The sequence below is a fragment of the Rhizobium sp. CIAT894 genome (assembly GCF_000172795.2).
Taxonomy (GTDB): Bacteria; Pseudomonadota; Alphaproteobacteria; order Rhizobiales; family Rhizobiaceae; genus Rhizobium.
This window is the reverse complement of record NZ_CP020952.1, coordinates 592,857-609,245: the sequence shown is the minus strand read 5'-3', so window position 1 is coordinate 609,245 and position 16,389 is coordinate 592,857. Positions and strand designations below refer to the sequence as shown.

Below are 16,389 nucleotides of genomic sequence, written 5' to 3'. Positions count from 1 at the left end.
TGGGTCTCCTGGAAAGAATTAGAAGCCGAGAACGTCGGCGTTGATGGAGGCTTCGAGGCCGCCGTCGGCGGCAAGATTGGCGCCGTTGATCCAGCGTCCGCCGTCCGAGCAGAGGAACAGCACGGCGGGCGCGATATCGGCTGATGTGCCGGCGCGGCCGACGCGGGTGATGTCGCTGTCGACCCGGGCATCGCCGAGCACGGCGCGGAACTGCTTGAGGATCGGCGTTTCCACCGGCCCGGGGCTCACCGCATTGACGCGGATGCCGCGGTCCTTGAACAGCGGCTGGTGGGCCGCGCGCATGGTCCAGAGCAGCAGCAATTCCTTGGAGAGCGGGTAGCCCTGCTCGTCCTTGAGGCCGTGTTCGGCGGCAACGGCCGCCACATCCGGAAAGCCTTCGATCGAGGTCAGCAATTTGGCCCGCTCGAGATTGGCGCGCCAGCCGTAACCGGCGATCGAGGCGACGTTGACGATGGCGCCGCCTTCGCGCAGGCGGGGTGCGACGGCTTCCGACAGAGCGCGCAGGCCGTAGAAATTGACGGCGAGCGTCGAGACCACGCCTGTATTGCCGGAAAGGCCGGCGACATTGGCGAGCGCATCGAGGCGCGCCGGCAGCTGCGCGACGATCTCGGCAACGCCCGATGGCGTGGAGAGATCGCCCTTGATGAAGGCGGCGCTTCCATTTGCCGGTTCGCGCACATCGACGCCGATGACCTCGGCGCCCATCTGGCCGGCCAACTCCGCCGTCCGGGCGCCGATGCCGGAGGCGACGCCGGTCACCAGGATTGTTTTACCAAAAAGCATGGATTTCACCTTTCGCAAGAAAACCGGGAAGCAGGTCGGTTCATTCTTTCCATTTGATTTTCGTCGGGCCGGGCAATTTCAGCCGGTAGCCGACGGGCAGAAGCTGGAAGTCGAAGCGGCGCTCGATTTCGCCCCAGAGGCCGCGCGGCATGTAGAGCGAGAAGATCAGGGCCGTGGCGCCGAGACCGATCAGATACCAGACGCCGGCCGCACCGAAGAAAGTCTCGATGACGAAAAACAGGATGGCTCCGAGGATGGCGCCCTCGAATTTGCCGATCCCGCCGACCAGCACCATGAAGATCATGTAGGCCGTCCACTGGACGCTGAAGTAGGTCTTCGGCTGGAAGGTCGTGGCCGTCGCCAGCCACAGGCCGCCGGCGATGGCGATGCCGAAGGCGGCGAGCACGAAGAGCAGCCGCTTGGTGGCGGTCACCCGCACGCCGACCGAAGTCGCCGCCTCTTCATTGTCGCGGATCGCCTGCATCGCCGCGCCCGCGCGGCTGCGCATCAGCATGAAGAGCGCGCCGAGCAGGGCCGCCATGGACGCGAGCGCAAGCCAGTAGATCGCCGCCCGCCGCGTGCCGCTGTCATAGACGTTGAGCGAAATCAGCGAGGTTCCGGTTTCCCCCTGGATCAGCCGGTCGAGATTGACCAGCAGATGCGCGAGTTCGGCGACGACCCACATGCCGATCGCAAACTCACCGCCCTTCAGCCGCAGCATGAACAGCGAAAGCGGGATCGACAGCGCGCCGGTCACGATCGCCGCGGCAAAGACCGAGACGAAGGGATCGAGCCCCGCATCGGCGAGCCGGATGGTGAAATAGGCGCCGAGGCCGAAGAACACCTGCTGGCCGACCGAGACCAGGCCGCCGAAACCGGCAAGCGCATTCCACATGGCGGCCAGGATCACATAGATGAATAGCGCCGTCATCCGGTCGATCGCACCGGCGCCGAGCACGGCGGGGGCGAGGATCAGCAGGGCAAACACCCCGGCCATGGAGCCAAGCGCCGCCCGCGACGAGGTCGTCCAGCGCTCGATCGATATTCCGTTGGAGACGAATGTCATGTCGGGCTCCGATGGCGTGCGCGAAGGTTGAGGAGGGTGCTGGGTTTCAGAAGTGCTGCGATTTTATCGAAAACCGGCAGGCGGGACCGCGACAGCCGGATGAAAAGCACCAGCAGGAACACGGCATGGCCGCCGATCAGAAAGCCCTGCGGATGCAATTGCGCGCCGAGTGATTGGGCAAGGCCGAGAATGATGCCGCCGGCAAGCGTGCCCCAGAGCGATCCGGCTCCGCCGATGACCGCCGCCTCGAAGGCGAAGAGCAACTGCGGGCCGCCCGCATAAGGGCTGAAGGTCGCCCGCATGCCGAGAAAGGCCCCGGCGATCCCGATCGTGACCATGGTGATGGCGGTGGCCACCGCATTCACCCTGCGCGCATCGATGCCGACGAGCCCTGCCGTATCGGGATCCTCGGCCGTGGCGCGGATGGCGCGGCCGAGCGCAAATCGCCCGAGGAAGAATTGCAGCCCGCCGAGAACGAGGATCGCCGTTACCATCATCATCACGGCAAGCTTGCCGACGAAGATGTGGCCGGGCAGCTGCCAGGATGCATAGGAGAGGTTGCCGATGAAGGGCGCGAGCGACCGGGTGTCGGCACCGAACTGCTCGAACAGCAGATTGTCGATGACGATCGACAGGCCGAAAGTCGTGAGGATCGGCAGCAGCGTGCCGCCGCGGGCGCTGCGTTCGAGAATGAAGCGCTGCAGCAGCCAGCCGATCACCGCCATGACGGGCAGCACGATCAGCAGGCCGGCAAAGGGCGGAATGCCGGCCTTGGCGGCAAGCAGCCACAGTCCGTAGGCGGCGGCGACCGCCAGGCTGCCATGCGCGAGATTGATGATCCGCATGACCGAAAACATGAAGGACAGGCCGCAGGCGATGACGGCATAATAACCGCCGAGCAGGAGGCCCTGGATCAGGGTGTTGATCATGATGCGCTCCTTTCGCCGGCTGCCCGGTGCAATCCGAAATAGGCTTTGGTGACCTCGTCGCGGGTGACGGCCGCTGCCGGCCGGTCGAGCACGATGCGGCCTTCCAGCATGCAGATGACACGGCTTGCGACACTCATGGCGCGGCCGAGATCCTGCTCGACCAGCACGATCGTCGTTCCCGAAGTCAGCAGCGCCTGCAGCTGGGCATAGACGCGGTCGACGACCAGAGGCGAAAGCCCGAGCGAGACCTCGTCCAGCAGCAGAATATCGGGATTGCTCATCAGCGCCCGGCCGATGGCGGTCGCCTGCTGTTCCCCGCCGGAGAGGTGGCCGGTCTTGGTGTGACGGCGGGGTTTCAGGTTCGGAAAGGCGTCGAGCACGCGATCGATGCTCCACGCGCCCTTGCGTCCGCAGCTCTTGCCGAGAAGCAGGTTCTCTTCGACAGTCATCTGCGAAAACAGGCGCCGGCCTTCCGGCACCAGGGCGATGCCCTTGGCAATCCGCTTGTGGGAGGGGACGGCGGCCAGGTCTTCGTCGCCGAGAAGCACACGGCCGGAGGCGGGCAGATGGGCGCCGGCGATCGATCTGAGCAGTGTCGTCTTGCCGGCGCCGTTGGCGCCGACCAGAGCCAGCACCTCGCCTTTGGCGATATTGAAGCTGACCCCGCGCACCGCCTGGAGCAGGCCGTGGCGGACGTCGAGATTCTCGATGGAAAGAAGGCTCATGCGGGCGTCCCTCCAAGATAGGCCTTCACCACCTCCGCATCGCTCATGACAGTTTTCGGTTCGCCGTCGGCGATGATCCGGCCGGCATCCATACAGATCAGCCGTTCCGCCACCTGCAGCAGGATGTGAACGATATGCTCGATCCAGACGATGCCGATGCCGCGGCGGCGCAATTCGAGGATGGTTTCGACGAGTTCGCTCGCCTCGCCATCGGTCAGGCCGCCGCCGATCTCGTCGAGCAGCAGCAGCCGCGGCTGGGTGGCAAGCGCGCGGGCAAGCTCCAGCCGCTTGCGATCGAGCAGGCCGAGCGTGTCGGCCTGGCGGTTGGCGACGCCGAGCATGCCGCAGAGCGACAGCGAGTCCACCACACGCTCATAGGCCTCGTCGCGGCTTGCGGCATTGCCGTGCGAAGCGGCGACGAAGACATTTTCGAAAGTCGTCATGCCGCTGAAGGGTTTGGGAATCTGATGCGTCCGCACGAGTCCGGAGCGGCAGCGCTCCGCCGCCGTCCGGCCGGTGACGTCGGCGCCATCGAAGGTGATGCTTCCCGCACTCGGCGGGTAGGCGCCGGCAAGCACGCTGAGCAGCGTCGTCTTGCCCGCCCCGTTCGGCCCGACGATGCCGACCGCCTCGCCATCGCCCATGGAAAAATCCAGATTTTCCAGGACGACGAGCGCGCCGAACTGCTTGTGGATCCCTTTGGCCGAGAGAAAGGTTCCTCCCGGCCGATTTTGAGCTACCTGCTGCACGTGCGTTACCCGTTATAAGCGATCAGCTTGGCGCCGACCGGGACATTGGGATCGGTGGCGTTTTCGGTGACGACATAGTCGAGCGCGAATTTCGAGCCCTCGGCCGCCTTCACCCATTGCGTGCCGATGATTGGCCCCGGTGAGACGTTGGCGACCGGACCGCTGGTGAAGTCGACCTTGCCGGCGATCGTCGTGGTCTTCAGCGTGGCGAGCGCCTTGGCCACCGCCTCCTTGCTCTTGACGTCGGTGCTCGCCTTCAGCGCATCGAAGCCGGCATCGAGCAGCGCCAGGCTGGCGCCGAGCTGCTGCGTCCACTGCTTGCCGCTTGCCGCTTCATAGCCGTCGGCAAGTTCGGTTCCGGAGACGCCGGTCAGCGTCGATTTGTAAGGGAAGGCCTTGTGCCAGTAGGCCGCGCTGCCGATGTTGAGGCCGAGATCGCCGAGCGCCTCGATGTCGGATGGAAACAGGCCCGTCTTGGCGACCTGGCAGATCTTGATCTGCTGGGTCAGACCCTGTTGTGCCGCCTGGCGCCAGAAGGCGGCGAAATCGGGCGGGATCGGGAAGGAGTTGAAGATCTCCACGCCCTCTTGCCGGAAGAGAGCGATCTGCGCCGAAAAGTCGGTCGTCCCGGTTTCATAGGCGCCGGGATCGACGATCGTGAAGCCGGCCTTGGCAAGTGCGGGCGCCAGATGGGCGCGGATCGCATTGCCGTCGGCATCGTTCGGATACATGACGCCGACCTTCTTGTTGGTCTCGATCAGGCTCCACTGCGAAACATAGGCCTTGTGGAACTCTTCGACGCCGAAGCCGAAATGATAGGTCCACTTGAACGGCGAGGGCGCGCCCGGCTTGGCGCCGCGGCCGAAATACCAGGCTTCCCAGGGCATGACCGTGGAAAGGCAGGGAATGCCTGCCGCCTCGCAGGCATCGGCCACCGGATTGATGGTTTCCGGCGTCGAGACGGCGAGCATCAGGTCGATCGCCTCGTTGTTGATCAGGTCCTTCGCCAGCTGGCCGGCGCGCGAGGGATCGGACTGGGTGTCCTTGTCGAGTATCTCCACCTTCCAGGTCTTGCCGCCCGCCTGCAGGCCGCCCTCCAGCGCCTTGCGCGCCAGTTCCAGCACATAGCCGTCGGTCTCGCCGAAGCCGCCGAGAGGGCCGGTGCGCGGGCTGATGAAGCCGACCTTCAGCGTATCGCCGCCTTGGGCGAAAGCCGTGCGGCCGGAAAGCGCCAGCGCCGCACTGCCTGCGGCAGCCGATGCGATGAAAGAGCGGCGGGTGAGAGACGCTGTGTTGAGTTTGCCGTTGCGGAAAATGCCGTTCATGAAATTCCTCCCTCTTGATGCGGGCCTCCCAGCCCGTTTGCTCGTGTTCATCCCGATCCGGACTCAGATCGGGTAATGTCGTTTTCCCCCAGCCATGGTGATCCATCGGAGCTCGGTGAATTCATCGATCGCGGCCTTGCCGCCGAAGCGGCCGTAGCCGCTCGATTTGACGCCCCCGAACGGCATTTGCGGCTCGTCGAAAACCGTGGCCTGGTTGATGTGGCAGATGCCGGATTCAAGCCGCATGGCAACCGCCATCGCCGCATTGACATCGGCGCTGAAAACCGCCGCCGAGAGCCCGTATTCATTGTCGTTGGCAACCGTTACCGCCTCGTCGACGCTGCCGACCCGGACGATCGCCGCAACCGGCCCGAAACTCTCCTCGCGGTAGATGCGCATGGCAGGCGTCACGTGATCGATGACGGTCGCATCCATCAGCGTGCCGTTGGGCCGGCCGCCGCAGACGAGCACCGCGCCCTTCTGCAGGGCGTCGTCGACGAGCGATTTCACGCGCCGAGCCGCCTCAGTGTTGATCAGCGTGCCGAGCGGCGTATTGCCGTCCCCAGGATGGCCCGCGACGAGGGTTTCCGCCTTCGCCCGGAATTTGCCGACGAAGCCGTCGGCGATCTCGTCCATCAGGATGATCCGCTCGGTCGACATGCAGATCTGGCCCTGGTTCATGAAGGCGCCGAAGGCGGCAGCCCCCACCGCCTCGTCGATATCGGCGTCATCAAGCACGATGAACGGCGCCTTGCCGCCGAGTTCGAGCAGGCAGCGCTTCAGATGCCGTGCCGCGCTTTCGGCGATGATCCGGCCGACACGGGTGGAGCCGGTGAAATTGATGCGGCGCACGGCCGGATGGGCGATCAGGGCATCGACGACGGCGGCGGCATCGTTCGGCGCATTGGAGACGACATTGACGACACCGCGGGGAAAACCGGCGTCACGCAGGACGTCGCCGATCAGGCCATGGGTCTTCGGGCAGAGTTCGGAGGCTTTCAGGACGACGGTGTTGCCGCAGGCAAGCGGCATGGCGACGGCGCGGGTGCCGAGAATAATGGGCGCATTCCACGGGGCGATGCCGACGCAGACGCCGGCCGGCTGGCGCACCGCCATGGCAAGGTTTCCGGGAATGCCCGATGGAATGAGCTCGCCGGAGATTTGCGTGGTCATCGCCGCCGCCTCGCGGAATATATCGGCGCCGAGCCGGCAATTGATCGCCGCCCATTGCGTCGTGGCGCCGGTTTCGCCGGTCATGGCGGCAACGAGTTCCGGCGTTCTGATATCGAGGAGATCGGCCGCGGCATTCAGCAGTCTGCGCCGCTCGCCGGGGCCGGTCTGCGACCAGTCGGGAAAGGCGGCAGCGGCCGCATTGGCGGCCCGCGTCATATCGGCGATGGATCCTGCGGCGGCGGTCGTTGCGACGTCGCCGGTCAGCGGATCCAGACGTTCGAAGGTCGCCCCCTCGGAGGCATCAATCGCCTCGTTGTTGATCATCAGCTTTGCCGAAAACACCGCTTCACCCATTCATTACATGTCGGCGCCAGGTGCTGACGCCTGCATTGTTGCCACGGGAGAAGACGAGCGGACGCGACGGCCTGAAGGCCGCTCAAGCGTTCCTGCGTTGTCGGAATGCCTCCTCCCAAAGGCTGATGACGATAAGGTTACGCCGATCGACTGCGGATGGAATGCGATTTATTGGGTTAATATTGTAATTATCCGGCGATTGCGGCACTATTTCACGGGAGCGGAGGAGCGGTCTTGGCGACGGACGGAGGCATTCATCACTATGCCAGGGGCGAGTGGCACGCGCCGTCGCTGTCGCATCGGCGCATCCGCCTTCAAAAAGGCCTCTATGCCGATTTCCACCATTTCCTGCTGCTCGGCGAAGGCGCCGCCGAGCTTCATTTCGACAGCGGCGAAGATCGCCACTTGCACGGGCCGCTGCTTGCCTTCCTGCCGCCGCAGGCGCGCTGCGACCTGTCGATTGCTGCGGGAAGTGCCGCCCATCTCATCGGCGCCTCGGCGCAGATCATGGTCGATGCGATCGGCGACAAGGTGGAATCCTATTCGCTGCGCCTGTTCACCGAGCAGCGCAAGCTGGTCGAGGCGCGGGATCCCTTGCTGGTAGCCGAAATCAGCCCGCTGATCTCAGGCTTCGTGCGGGAACTCGGCGATCCCTCCCGCGCCTCCTCGATGGTGGTCTCGGCCTATCTCAGGCTGATCCTGATGACGCTGTGGCGCGGCAGCGACGGCGAAAGAAACGAGCCGCGCGGGCAGGGCGAAACCGGATCGATCCTGCAGCGCTATCGCCAGCTGGTCGAGGCCGGCTTCCGCCAGCACCGGCCGATCAGCGATTATGCCGCCGAACTGGGCGTCACCGCCGACCGGCTGCATTCGATCTGCCAAAGGACGCTCGGCCGCTCGCCGATCCAGCTTCTGCATGAGCGCGTGGTGCAGGAGGCAAAACTCAGATTGGAACGCTCAGCCCGCAACATCCAGGAAATCTCCGACAGCCTCGGCTTCCGCGACCCGACCTATTTCAGCCATTTCTTCAAACGCAAAACCGGCCTTTCCCCCGCCGGCTACCGCGAGATCGCCCGGGGGGCGGCTGGGTCGGAGAGTAGTATGTTGTCCTCGGGGTATGCGGATTGGCCTTAGGCTCGGGGCCTATTGGGTAAAGTTGGAATTTGCCGGTCTTGGATCGCAAATCACATTGTGGAATACCCAGCCTGCGTGAGACTGCAATGCCAATAGCTGTCGTGACAACGACTAGCGTGAACGACCGCTTAGGGCCGCAAGCGGATTGGGGCCTCTTGGAAGCCGGCCAAAAAAGCCGACAGTAGCTTCAAGTCTCGTAGGCGTGTGCTCATCTAGGCTGCCAGCGGGGGTTGGCATCGCGCGTAGACGCTTCGTAGCCGGCTCTGCTGTCCACGTCACGCGAGAATTATTGAAGGTTTAGAGCTTTTAATACCGAGCGGCGAGTTTGACTTTGACGTCGTGTTGGTGGACGTTTCGATGTAGCAGTGTCGCTCCACAATCCTAACTACATAAGCTCCCCAAATGGCAAAGCAGGTCTCTGACGGAAAATTGGAAAATGAAGCTGTATTGGCTCCAATCGAAAAGGCTCGCCGAACATTTGAAAATATAATCTCCGAAGTAGGAGAGTTGCTAGAGCAGGCAATTACCGAAGAAGACGCCAAGATAAAGCTAATAAACCGTATTATTTGTGAGGTGTTAGGCTGGGACGTCTCAGAAATCTCAACAGAACGACAGCACGCAAATGGATATTCTGATTATCTAATTGGCGAGAATGGGGACCCGCTTTTTGTCTTGGAAGCGAAACGACAAGGATTGTTGGAGGTCGATTTCGCCAAGAAGGACAATTTGAGGCTCGTCGCCCTATCAAATACCGCCCTTAAGAAGTGTAAGGAAGCTGTTGATCAAGCGTTTGGTTACGCCGCAGAGGAGGGTCTCCCGTTTGCAGTAGTGACGGACGGCATCATATGGATTTTGTTTAAGCCGTTTGTTGCAAATAAGTCTTATCGCAGTGTGTCATCATTCATTTTTCCATCTCTGGAGGCAATTCGAAACGATTTCCATATTTTTTTCGAGATTCTTTCAGCGGAGCCTGCCGTGAGCGCCTCTATGCCGTGCGCTTTGACGAGATTCACAATAGCGCGGCAAATGTGGAAGCCGTTCGCTATACTGCATTCAGCGACGTTGATATCCATCTTACAGCAAAGAGCGATTTTTCGTTTGAAATCGAACGCATACTGGGCACATTTTTTGACAAGCTACGAGGCGACAATGATCCGGACCTCCTGCTGAACTGCTTCGTTGAGAGCCGAGAGAGCAGATATGCCGATTACAGCTTGGAAAAACTGACCGATCGCATTTTGGGAAATATTAAGACTGAAGATATCGAAGGGAAACTATCAGATGTCATTGAGGTTGCCGCTAGCGAGAGCAGCGGTGGTGAAACCGTATTCATCGTAGGCCCAAATGGAGCGGGAAAAAGCACCTTCGTGGACCGATTTTTCAAGAAAACGCTTCGACGAGATCTTCGGCTGCGTTGCTTGGAAGTTCACATCGATCTCCTCGATATTACAGGTGCCGTAGAAAGCAGTAATCGGGAAACAATTGAGATTATAATATCTTCAATTCACCGGCAGATTTATCCTGAAAATGACGGTCCAAATTACGACCAAATGCGCGGCTTATATTTCAGTGAATATGAGCGCAGGCGCAAGGTTAGCCAGAGAAATCTATATATCTCCAATAAATCTGAATTTCAGATTCAGTTTGATACTTATGTAGAGGAAATTGTTGAAAAGAATCGTGAAGACTACCTCAAGAGACTGCTCAAGGACACTGTTAATAATCGGAAAATGCTTCCGGTTCTAGTATTTGATAACATTGATGACCATGATGAGGCCGTGAAAGTCGCCATCTTTCAGCTTGCTCAGTCTCTGAGACGACATGTTGCCCATAGCTTACTCATTTTCCCCATTACGGATAAGACGGCTTGGGGGCTATCTAAATTAGATATTGTAAATGTGTATTCCAGTCGGTCCTTTTTTTTGCCGACCCCTTCGCCTCGTGAGGTGTTCCGAAAGCGCATTGAATATATCACGGGTAATACTTCCGAGACGCCAAAGGCTCGAACCAAAGAATTTTATCTGGCCAAAGGCATACGGCTTCATATCGACGATATTCGAAAATTTGCATTTATAGTCAACGATATATTTGTAAACCAGGAGTATACCGCACAGACGCTTGGTGAATTCAGCAACTACAACATTCGGATAACTTTAAATCTGGCGCGGCGGATCATAACGTCACCTGTGCTGGCCATTGAGAATTTGGTTACTGCCTACGTTGTCGGCGAGGCAACAGTAGTCCCATTTGATAAGCTAATTGAGGCACTCGTGAAGGGTGATTACACTGCGTTCAAACCCGGAGAGTGTAAGCAACTTTGTTCCATTTTCGAATCTGATTTACGGGTAATTCAAAGTCCGCTGTTGAAAATTAGAATCTTGAAGCTTTTGGAGGCGAGGCTTCTGCAGGGAAGGACAGTCGAAGAACGACATATGCCAGTGCAGGCAATATTCGATTTCTTTGATGCGCTGGGCTCTTCAGAGGCAAGCACCAGTAGTGCTCTGAAGATACTGCTTGACGCCGCCCTCATTGAGAAGTTTGACGTTTCGCTAGGGCATCTGTCACCAGACCAATCGGTGGCCATTTCTCACCGAGGGGCGGTTCATTTGAGTCTTGTGACAAGATATCCGGTGTTTGTGGGGCAGTTAGCTTTGGCAACAGGGATATCAGATCGGATTCTCGCCGATGAATTAAGGAGCATAGCGGGGTCAAATGATCAAAAGGCGGCAAGTCGCGTCGTCGAGAAATTTTTAAACTACGCTCTTGCGAAAGATGCGCAGCTTCTTGGGTCTGTGGGCAAGATAGATAGAGGTGATCAGAATTCCTTGTTGTATTCGCTTCGAACATTGGCTGCTGGGAAACGGCCCGTGGTGTCCTCAGTTGCAGGCATAACAACACAGCGCATCCGCTGTGTTGTCGAGTGGTTTGACAGGGGCCTTGGCTATGGCTTCGTAAAACTGGCGGACAGAGATATCAGCGCGATGCTTCACAAGAATGCACTCGGTCCGGTATCCCCCTACGACATATGGGAGGGGGACATCCTTGTTTGCGAACTGGTCGAAGCCGAAAAAGGCCTCTCCGTGGAAAAGGTAATATCGATCGAACCAGGTAACTATCAACGTGGAGAAGGGGTAATTGTTAAGCTCTCGACAGAGAAGGGCTTCGGATTTGTGGAGATCGACGGCCTACCTATCGATGCATATTTGCCTCTCAATAAATTCGCAGAGGATCATAGCAGGCCCCTTAGAGAGGGGCAAAGGGTCAAAGTAGCCTATGTTCAGAACAAGGGCCGGGAGGGGTATGTCATAAAAGAGCTTTCCCCCGCAAAATAGAACGACTGTCGACTTGGCGTCGATAAGTCTAGGGTGTGTCGTCAGTTCCCTGCCTTGCTGGGCAAGATTCCCAAATCGGATTTTATGTGATTCATAGCAGACCGGCCATTGGAGGGCTGGTTATGACACGTCGTTATGGATTGCGAGACGATCAATGGGATCGGATCAAGGACCTTCTGCCCGGGCGGGAAGGTCATGTTGGCGGCACGGCGGCCGATAATCGCCTGTTCGTGGAAGCTGTGCTTTACAGATACCGCGCCGGAATACCCTGGCGCGATCTTCCTGAGCGGTTCGGAGACTGGAAGATCGTCCACAAGCGGATGCGCCGATGGTGCGAAGGCGGCGTCTTCGAGCGTATATTCAAACACTTGGCCGCCGATCACGACAATGAATATATGATGCTGGATTCCACCGTCGTGCGCGCCCACCAGCATAGTGCTGGCGCGCAAAAAGGGGGGACCAGGCGATCGGCCGATCCCGTGGGGGGCTGACGACGAAGATCCATGTGATCGCCGATGCGCTCGGAAATCCGGTTGCGATCTCACTGACACCGGGCCAGGCATCGGATCTGGCGCAGGCCCAACCTCTTCTTGAGGAAGTTGATCCTCAGGCGTTCCTGGCTGACAAAGCTTATGATGCCGACGCGCTCATCGACCATCTCAAAGCACGTCACATTACTCCGGTGATTCCGCCAAAAGCCAATCGTACGACGCCCAGACCAACAGACTTCGCGCTTTATTGCGAGCGCAATCTCATCGAACGTTTCTTTAATAATCTCAAACAGTTCAGAGCTATAGCCACGCGATACGACAAGCTCGCCGCCACCTTTCTCGGAGCAGTTCAGCTCGTCGCCGCTTTCATTTCGCTCAACTGACGACAGGCCCTAGTAGACGACCGTTTTCTTACAATGAGGTCGCCAAACGGAAACTATTTCCGTTCGCAGCCGGAAGAAGATTATCACTTTCGCTCCTGCCAATGAGATGTTTGCAGCGTGTTAGTCCGATGGTGCAAAGGGTTGCCTAGTCCTCCTGCCGGATTGTGCGGTCGGATGCTAATTGATCAGATGCGGTGCTGTTCGGTGCCGCACGATCTTGACCTTGCCAAACGTGGACGGGCACCGGCATGCGATAATGGCGACATGCCGTGAGGAGAACCGGAGTCAGGTTGCTTCGAACAGCGCTTACTCGCTCATGTAGCGGATGCTCGTTCATCACGCGATTGAGGAGTTCAAAAACGGCTTCAAGCGAGTCGTTGAGAGGCAGACCTGGTACCGACAACCCGTGATCTCGATCACCATCCCAAAACACGTCATCCGTTCGCCCGTCGGGAACCCAGATTTGGTGTGTCATATGCGGGGCGTGTTCTAATAACGTGCTGCGCAAACGCTCAGCACGTTCCTGATCTCCGACCATAGCAAGCCACGCAAGAATGAAAGTGTAAAGAATCCCCGCCCGCGTATGCTCTTCGAAGTATGTGTCGCTGCGATCTCTGGGATGACTGAGGACGTCACGATAATTTGTCGTCGGTATCGGATAGTGCTGACGTATCCTTAGTCCGTTGCACAGGTGATCCGACATGCCACGAATATAGTCGGCGACGTTGGAAATACGGCCGCGCACGTCTGCGAGACGCATGAACAGAGCCAGCTCGATCATGAAGTCGTCGCGAATTGGAACGGCTAACGCCGGATTCGCGTTCAGCATCGCGATCGCTATGTTGAGCAGCTTGTCAGCCTGTTCGCTCATCGCTTGCGCGAATGCCTCATCCTGCATGCCGCTCAAGGCATCCAGCCACAGTCCGTGAAGTGACAACCTCCCCAGAGTCTCGAACAAAGCTATGTTGATATCGACCGCATTACGTGAATTCACGGCCATGGAAAGCGCGTAGCGCTTGTCGGCGAACGGCCCAATCTTTTCAACGAGCAGAAGGTGAGCGATGATGAAATGAAGTTTCAATACCTGATCAAAATGAGCTAGCCGCTCTTGTCGTGTCGGACCCTTACGCAGATGGGTACTGTCGCAGTGTGGCCAGCTACGTAGCAGTAACAGCTCTGATGCTCGATAGGCCGCCTCAAGGTTGCCGGCGTCACGAGCCCATACAAAAAGTATCCAAAGGCATAGGTAGGCCTTGCGTAGCTGGCGTGTGCGCTCTGTCTGGTTCTTAGGTTCGGTGAAAATAGCATTAAGCAGGTGGCGGAAATGCCGATAAGCGACGTCGGGTTGGTCGAGCATCGCAAGCGCTTTCTGGAACAGCCCACGGTGCTCACTCTCAACTAATTCTGCGCGTAGCATGCCACTGAGAATAAGATCAGCGAGCCGATCTCCGTTCCACTCGGCGAAGTGAAGGTTGGCTTTCTCATTCGTCCGACAGAAGCCGCTCCATTGGGCCCGAACATCCTCGCGCATCTCGCCGCCCATACAGACACATACGACTACAGGGAGTTCCGCCAGGTGGGGTGGTATGCGGTTCGGGATGTAGTCATCCATAACTTCGTTGAGCGACGGTCGTACCGCCTGCTGACTGGCGTCCCAGTGCTCCCGTGTCAAGTCGCCGGATTTGATTGTGAAGAGGAACAAGCTGCGAGCGCCATCGCGGTCCGCATCGGGGCCGACTGCAGCGATGTCGACACCAGCTTGCCGTGTGCCACGGCGAGGGCGGGTCAGAACTTGGAACCCGCTCTCACTCAGAAGGGCAGGCAGGATAGCGTCGAGTTCGTCGCGTTCACGCAGTGAGCGCAGATAGTGCGTAACGACAAGTTTCACAGCTGTTCTCGAGACTCAAGCTTGAATTGGACGAGCATGCGGTCTAGGCCTACCGGGTCGATGACACTGAGCAGGGGTAACTCGGACGAGATTGAGAAGGATTTCATTTCGGTCTCGGTCAGATGTGTGGTGCCGTCGCCGGTATAGATCGGCGTCAACGACGAGCGACCATACAGAATGTATTGTTTGGTGAAGAGGTCCTCAAGCATCGATTTCCGGCGCCCCTGCTCCATGCTCCGTTCCATCTGTTCGTGCCACTGAACACGGTCCGCCTCGCGCTGCGTTTCGCTGGGGTGCAGTTCTACCAAGCGTTCAATACCCTCCGTTGCACCCTGAAGTGCAGTCTTGCGCGCGAGCAGTTCAGCAACGCCCGAGCCTTTCAATTCGTCGTCTGCGACGTAGTGCTCTAGGTGCTTCTTCAACTTGCCGCCATAGCTCAGGAGCAGGGGGTCGTAGATCAGATCGAGGACGTAGTTCGCGATATCCGGAGATCCATCGCGAAGCACCGCTAACGGTATGGCAACTGCGGCAAGCGGATCAATGAAGAACCATCCAACGGCCTTGCGGCAGAGGAATAGTTGGTCCGATGGGTCTGGTGGGAGAGACGACATGGGGATGGAGAAAGGAGGGGCATCGTTCCCGACGCCGCAAACTTCGCTAGCTACGCATTTGCGAGTGTGCGTACCCCCGTTCAGCAGCCAGTACATAACCGCACCACCCAGCACGTCAGAGCCTGCATTTTGCAGCGCGTGGTAGGTGCTTTGGAGCGCATCCAGCGTAATCCGACCCTTCGAGCGATCTATCAATTCACCGACTAGGCGCACGACATGCTCGGCGCGCCCGGTGCCCACGAGTTGGTATGCGGCATGGTCGATGTGCGAGATCGTACCAATGTGGTCTGGGTTAACGTCCGCGACGGCGGCGAGACACAAGTTTATGGCGTTCTCTGTAAGGCCCTCTCGGTGAAGCCAGAGGAAGTCTGCCGCAAAGTGAATCGAGAGCGGAGTCCGTGTCTGAAGCACTCGATCGAGTTGTTCGTCGAAATCGGTTGGTGCGGATTCTTTTCGTTGTGCGGCAGCGCGGTAGCCCGCTTCGAGGGACCGGAGTGCGGTTTCCTCATCGTCGCTGGACGCTCCTTGAAGCAGGGTGTCAAACACCTCATTGTAACGCCCACCCAACTCCATGGCTCCCAAGGCCGAAATGGCTGCGAGCTTGGCCGCTCGTTCGTCAGATCGCGCAAATATGAGGCTTTCCTCGACATCAGCGTTCATTCGCAAAGTCGTGAGTAGTTGACGCAGCGCTACGTCGTCGCCCCTACGCGCCGCTTCGTAGACCTTGGAAGGCCTGGATGGGTCCTTCTTCGTCCATTCTCCAAAAGCAGCACTAGGGGCACCTGCAGCCAGATCGTTGCCACCGGCGTCGATAAGGCGCGCCACAAACCGAAGAAGGGCGGCTTGATCTACGTTCAGAAGGGGTATGAGATCACACAGAACATGTTGGACAAAGAAGAATTGCGGTCCTTTAAGCTCCGCCAGCGCCTCTTCGATATGGAGGTCAAGCCGTGGCGCGTCGGTGGCGTTGAAAATGCTCGCGAGCGTATTGAGGAACGCAGAGTGATTATCGTCAAGACACTGACGGTCGCGATCTGCAACAGTACGAAGCAAGCCACGTGTGCGGAGCTGCGTATTCAGTTCTGTCTCGTCTATCGATATCGCCTCGGCCGTCATCCGTCTTCCGCTGAGTTTGGTGTTCCCTAAGAGAGGAGATATCAAAGTTATGGGAGCGCATATGATTCGCATAGTCGATGAAGTGACGTATGCGCTCCCGATCTGTTTTGCACTTGTGGGGCCTACTTCCTGAGGAAAGATCGAAATTCCGATCTGGACAGGACCGGCCGGTTCGATTGCGAACTGCGTTGCGAATGTCCGCTTTTAGAATCGACCAAGAGACCACCGAAGGACCGAAACGAAGGCGCGCTGCCGCCCGGCCGCTGCCGGCCTTGTTGCGGTTATCAGCCTTCCGCTCGGACAAGGAAA

The 16,389-nt window shown here is 58.8% G+C and carries 12 protein-coding genes; 3 read left to right on the top strand and 9 right to left on the bottom strand.

All coding sequences use genetic code 11. From position 1 onward, the window contains the following. Nucleotides 1–18 precede the first annotated feature (18 nt). The 7 genes from RHEC894_RS31590 to RHEC894_RS31560 all read right to left on the bottom strand — a co-directional run bounded on the left by RHEC894_RS31590 (nucleotide 19) and on the right by RHEC894_RS31560 (nucleotide 7,125). A complete protein-coding gene (locus tag RHEC894_RS31590) occupies nucleotides 19–804 on the bottom strand; it encodes a coniferyl-alcohol dehydrogenase (RefSeq protein WP_085740542.1) in 786 nt (261 codons plus the stop codon). A 40-nt stretch (nucleotides 805–844) separates the two neighbouring features. Beyond that, nucleotides 845–1,870, bottom strand: a complete 1,026-nt coding sequence (locus RHEC894_RS31585) for a branched-chain amino acid ABC transporter permease (RefSeq protein ID WP_085740541.1) — start codon at nucleotides 1,868–1,870, stop codon at nucleotides 845–847. Further along, complete coding sequence (locus tag RHEC894_RS31580; protein WP_085740540.1) at nucleotides 1,867–2,799, bottom strand: branched-chain amino acid ABC transporter permease; 933 nt, start codon at nucleotides 2,797–2,799, stop codon at nucleotides 1,867–1,869. Before RHEC894_RS31580 ends, RHEC894_RS31585 begins: the two co-directional genes overlap by 4 nt. Continuing rightward, nucleotides 2,796–3,524, bottom strand: coding sequence for an ABC transporter ATP-binding protein (locus tag RHEC894_RS31575; RefSeq protein ID WP_085740539.1), 729 nt, complete (start codon nucleotides 3,522–3,524; stop codon nucleotides 2,796–2,798). The genes RHEC894_RS31580 and RHEC894_RS31575 overlap by 4 nt, the downstream gene beginning before the upstream one ends. Then, nucleotides 3,521–4,273 (bottom strand): ABC transporter ATP-binding protein, encoded by a 753-nt coding sequence (locus RHEC894_RS31570; RefSeq protein WP_085740538.1) that lies wholly within the window; start codon nucleotides 4,271–4,273, stop codon nucleotides 3,521–3,523. The genes RHEC894_RS31575 and RHEC894_RS31570 overlap by 4 nt, the downstream gene beginning before the upstream one ends. A 5-nt stretch (nucleotides 4,274–4,278) precedes the next feature. Further along, nucleotides 4,279–5,598: an ABC transporter substrate-binding protein gene (locus tag RHEC894_RS31565; protein ID WP_085740537.1), complete on the bottom strand. Its 1,320-nt coding sequence runs from the start codon at nucleotides 5,596–5,598 to the stop codon at nucleotides 4,279–4,281. Nucleotides 5,599–5,661: 63 nt separating this feature from the next. Continuing rightward, nucleotides 5,662–7,125 carry an aldehyde dehydrogenase gene (locus RHEC894_RS31560; RefSeq protein WP_085740536.1) on the bottom strand — a complete coding sequence of 488 codons (1,464 nt, stop codon included), beginning with the start codon at nucleotides 7,123–7,125 and terminating at the stop codon, nucleotides 5,662–5,664. 234 nt (nucleotides 7,126–7,359) lie between these two features. Here RHEC894_RS31560 and RHEC894_RS31555 point away from each other — a divergent pair, with 234 nt between their 5' ends. From RHEC894_RS31555 to RHEC894_RS31540, 3 genes are all read left to right on the top strand, one after another. Next, on the top strand, nucleotides 7,360–8,259 hold the full coding sequence (locus RHEC894_RS31555; protein ID WP_085740535.1) for an AraC family transcriptional regulator: 900 nt from the start codon (nucleotides 7,360–7,362) through the stop codon (nucleotides 8,257–8,259). A 1,028-nt stretch (nucleotides 8,260–9,287) separates the two neighbouring features. Then, nucleotides 9,288–11,591, top strand: coding sequence for a hypothetical protein (locus RHEC894_RS31545; RefSeq protein WP_164517734.1), 2,304 nt, complete (start codon nucleotides 9,288–9,290; stop codon nucleotides 11,589–11,591). Nucleotides 11,592–11,713: 122 nt separating this feature from the next. After that, nucleotides 11,714–12,465, top strand: a protein-coding gene (locus RHEC894_RS31540; protein ID WP_089152714.1) for an IS5 family transposase whose coding sequence is annotated in 2 segments (ribosomal slippage) — nucleotides 11,714–12,050 and nucleotides 12,050–12,465 — 753 coding nt in all. Because the reading frame shifts where the segments join, the coding sequence is not laid out codon by codon here. Between the two features lie 145 nt (nucleotides 12,466–12,610). On the opposite strand, the gene RHEC894_RS31535 is transcribed toward RHEC894_RS31540, so the two are convergent. Next, nucleotides 12,611–14,353, bottom strand: a complete 1,743-nt coding sequence (locus RHEC894_RS31535) for a hypothetical protein (RefSeq protein WP_085740532.1) — start codon at nucleotides 14,351–14,353, stop codon at nucleotides 12,611–12,613. Beyond that, a complete protein-coding gene (locus tag RHEC894_RS31530) occupies nucleotides 14,350–16,080 on the bottom strand; it encodes a hypothetical protein (RefSeq protein ID WP_010069700.1) in 1,731 nt (576 codons plus the stop codon). The genes RHEC894_RS31535 and RHEC894_RS31530 overlap by 4 nt, the downstream gene beginning before the upstream one ends. Nucleotides 16,081–16,389 lie beyond the last annotated feature (309 nt).

What these genes read in the sequence shown, in the direction of transcription:
- RHEC894_RS31580 (WP_085740540.1), bottom strand. Translation starts at nt 2,799, where the DNA reads ATGATCAACACCCTGATCCAGGGCCTCCTGCTCGGCGGTTATTATGCC.
- RHEC894_RS31585 (WP_085740541.1), bottom strand. Translation starts at nt 1,870, where the DNA reads ATGACATTCGTCTCCAACGGAATATCGATCGAGCGCTGGACGACCTCG.
- RHEC894_RS31590 (WP_085740542.1), bottom strand. Translation starts at nt 804, where the DNA reads ATGCTTTTTGGTAAAACAATCCTGGTGACCGGCGTCGCCTCCGGCATC.
- RHEC894_RS31575 (WP_085740539.1), bottom strand. Translation starts at nt 3,524, where the DNA reads ATGAGCCTTCTTTCCATCGAGAATCTCGACGTCCGCCACGGCCTGCTC.
- RHEC894_RS31560 (WP_085740536.1), bottom strand. Translation starts at nt 7,125, where the DNA reads ATGGGTGAAGCGGTGTTTTCGGCAAAGCTGATGATCAACAACGAGGCG.
- RHEC894_RS31530 (WP_010069700.1), bottom strand. Translation starts at nt 16,080, where the DNA reads ATGACGGCCGAGGCGATATCGATAGACGAGACAGAACTGAATACGCAG.
- RHEC894_RS31565 (WP_085740537.1), bottom strand. Translation starts at nt 5,598, where the DNA reads ATGAACGGCATTTTCCGCAACGGCAAACTCAACACAGCGTCTCTCACC.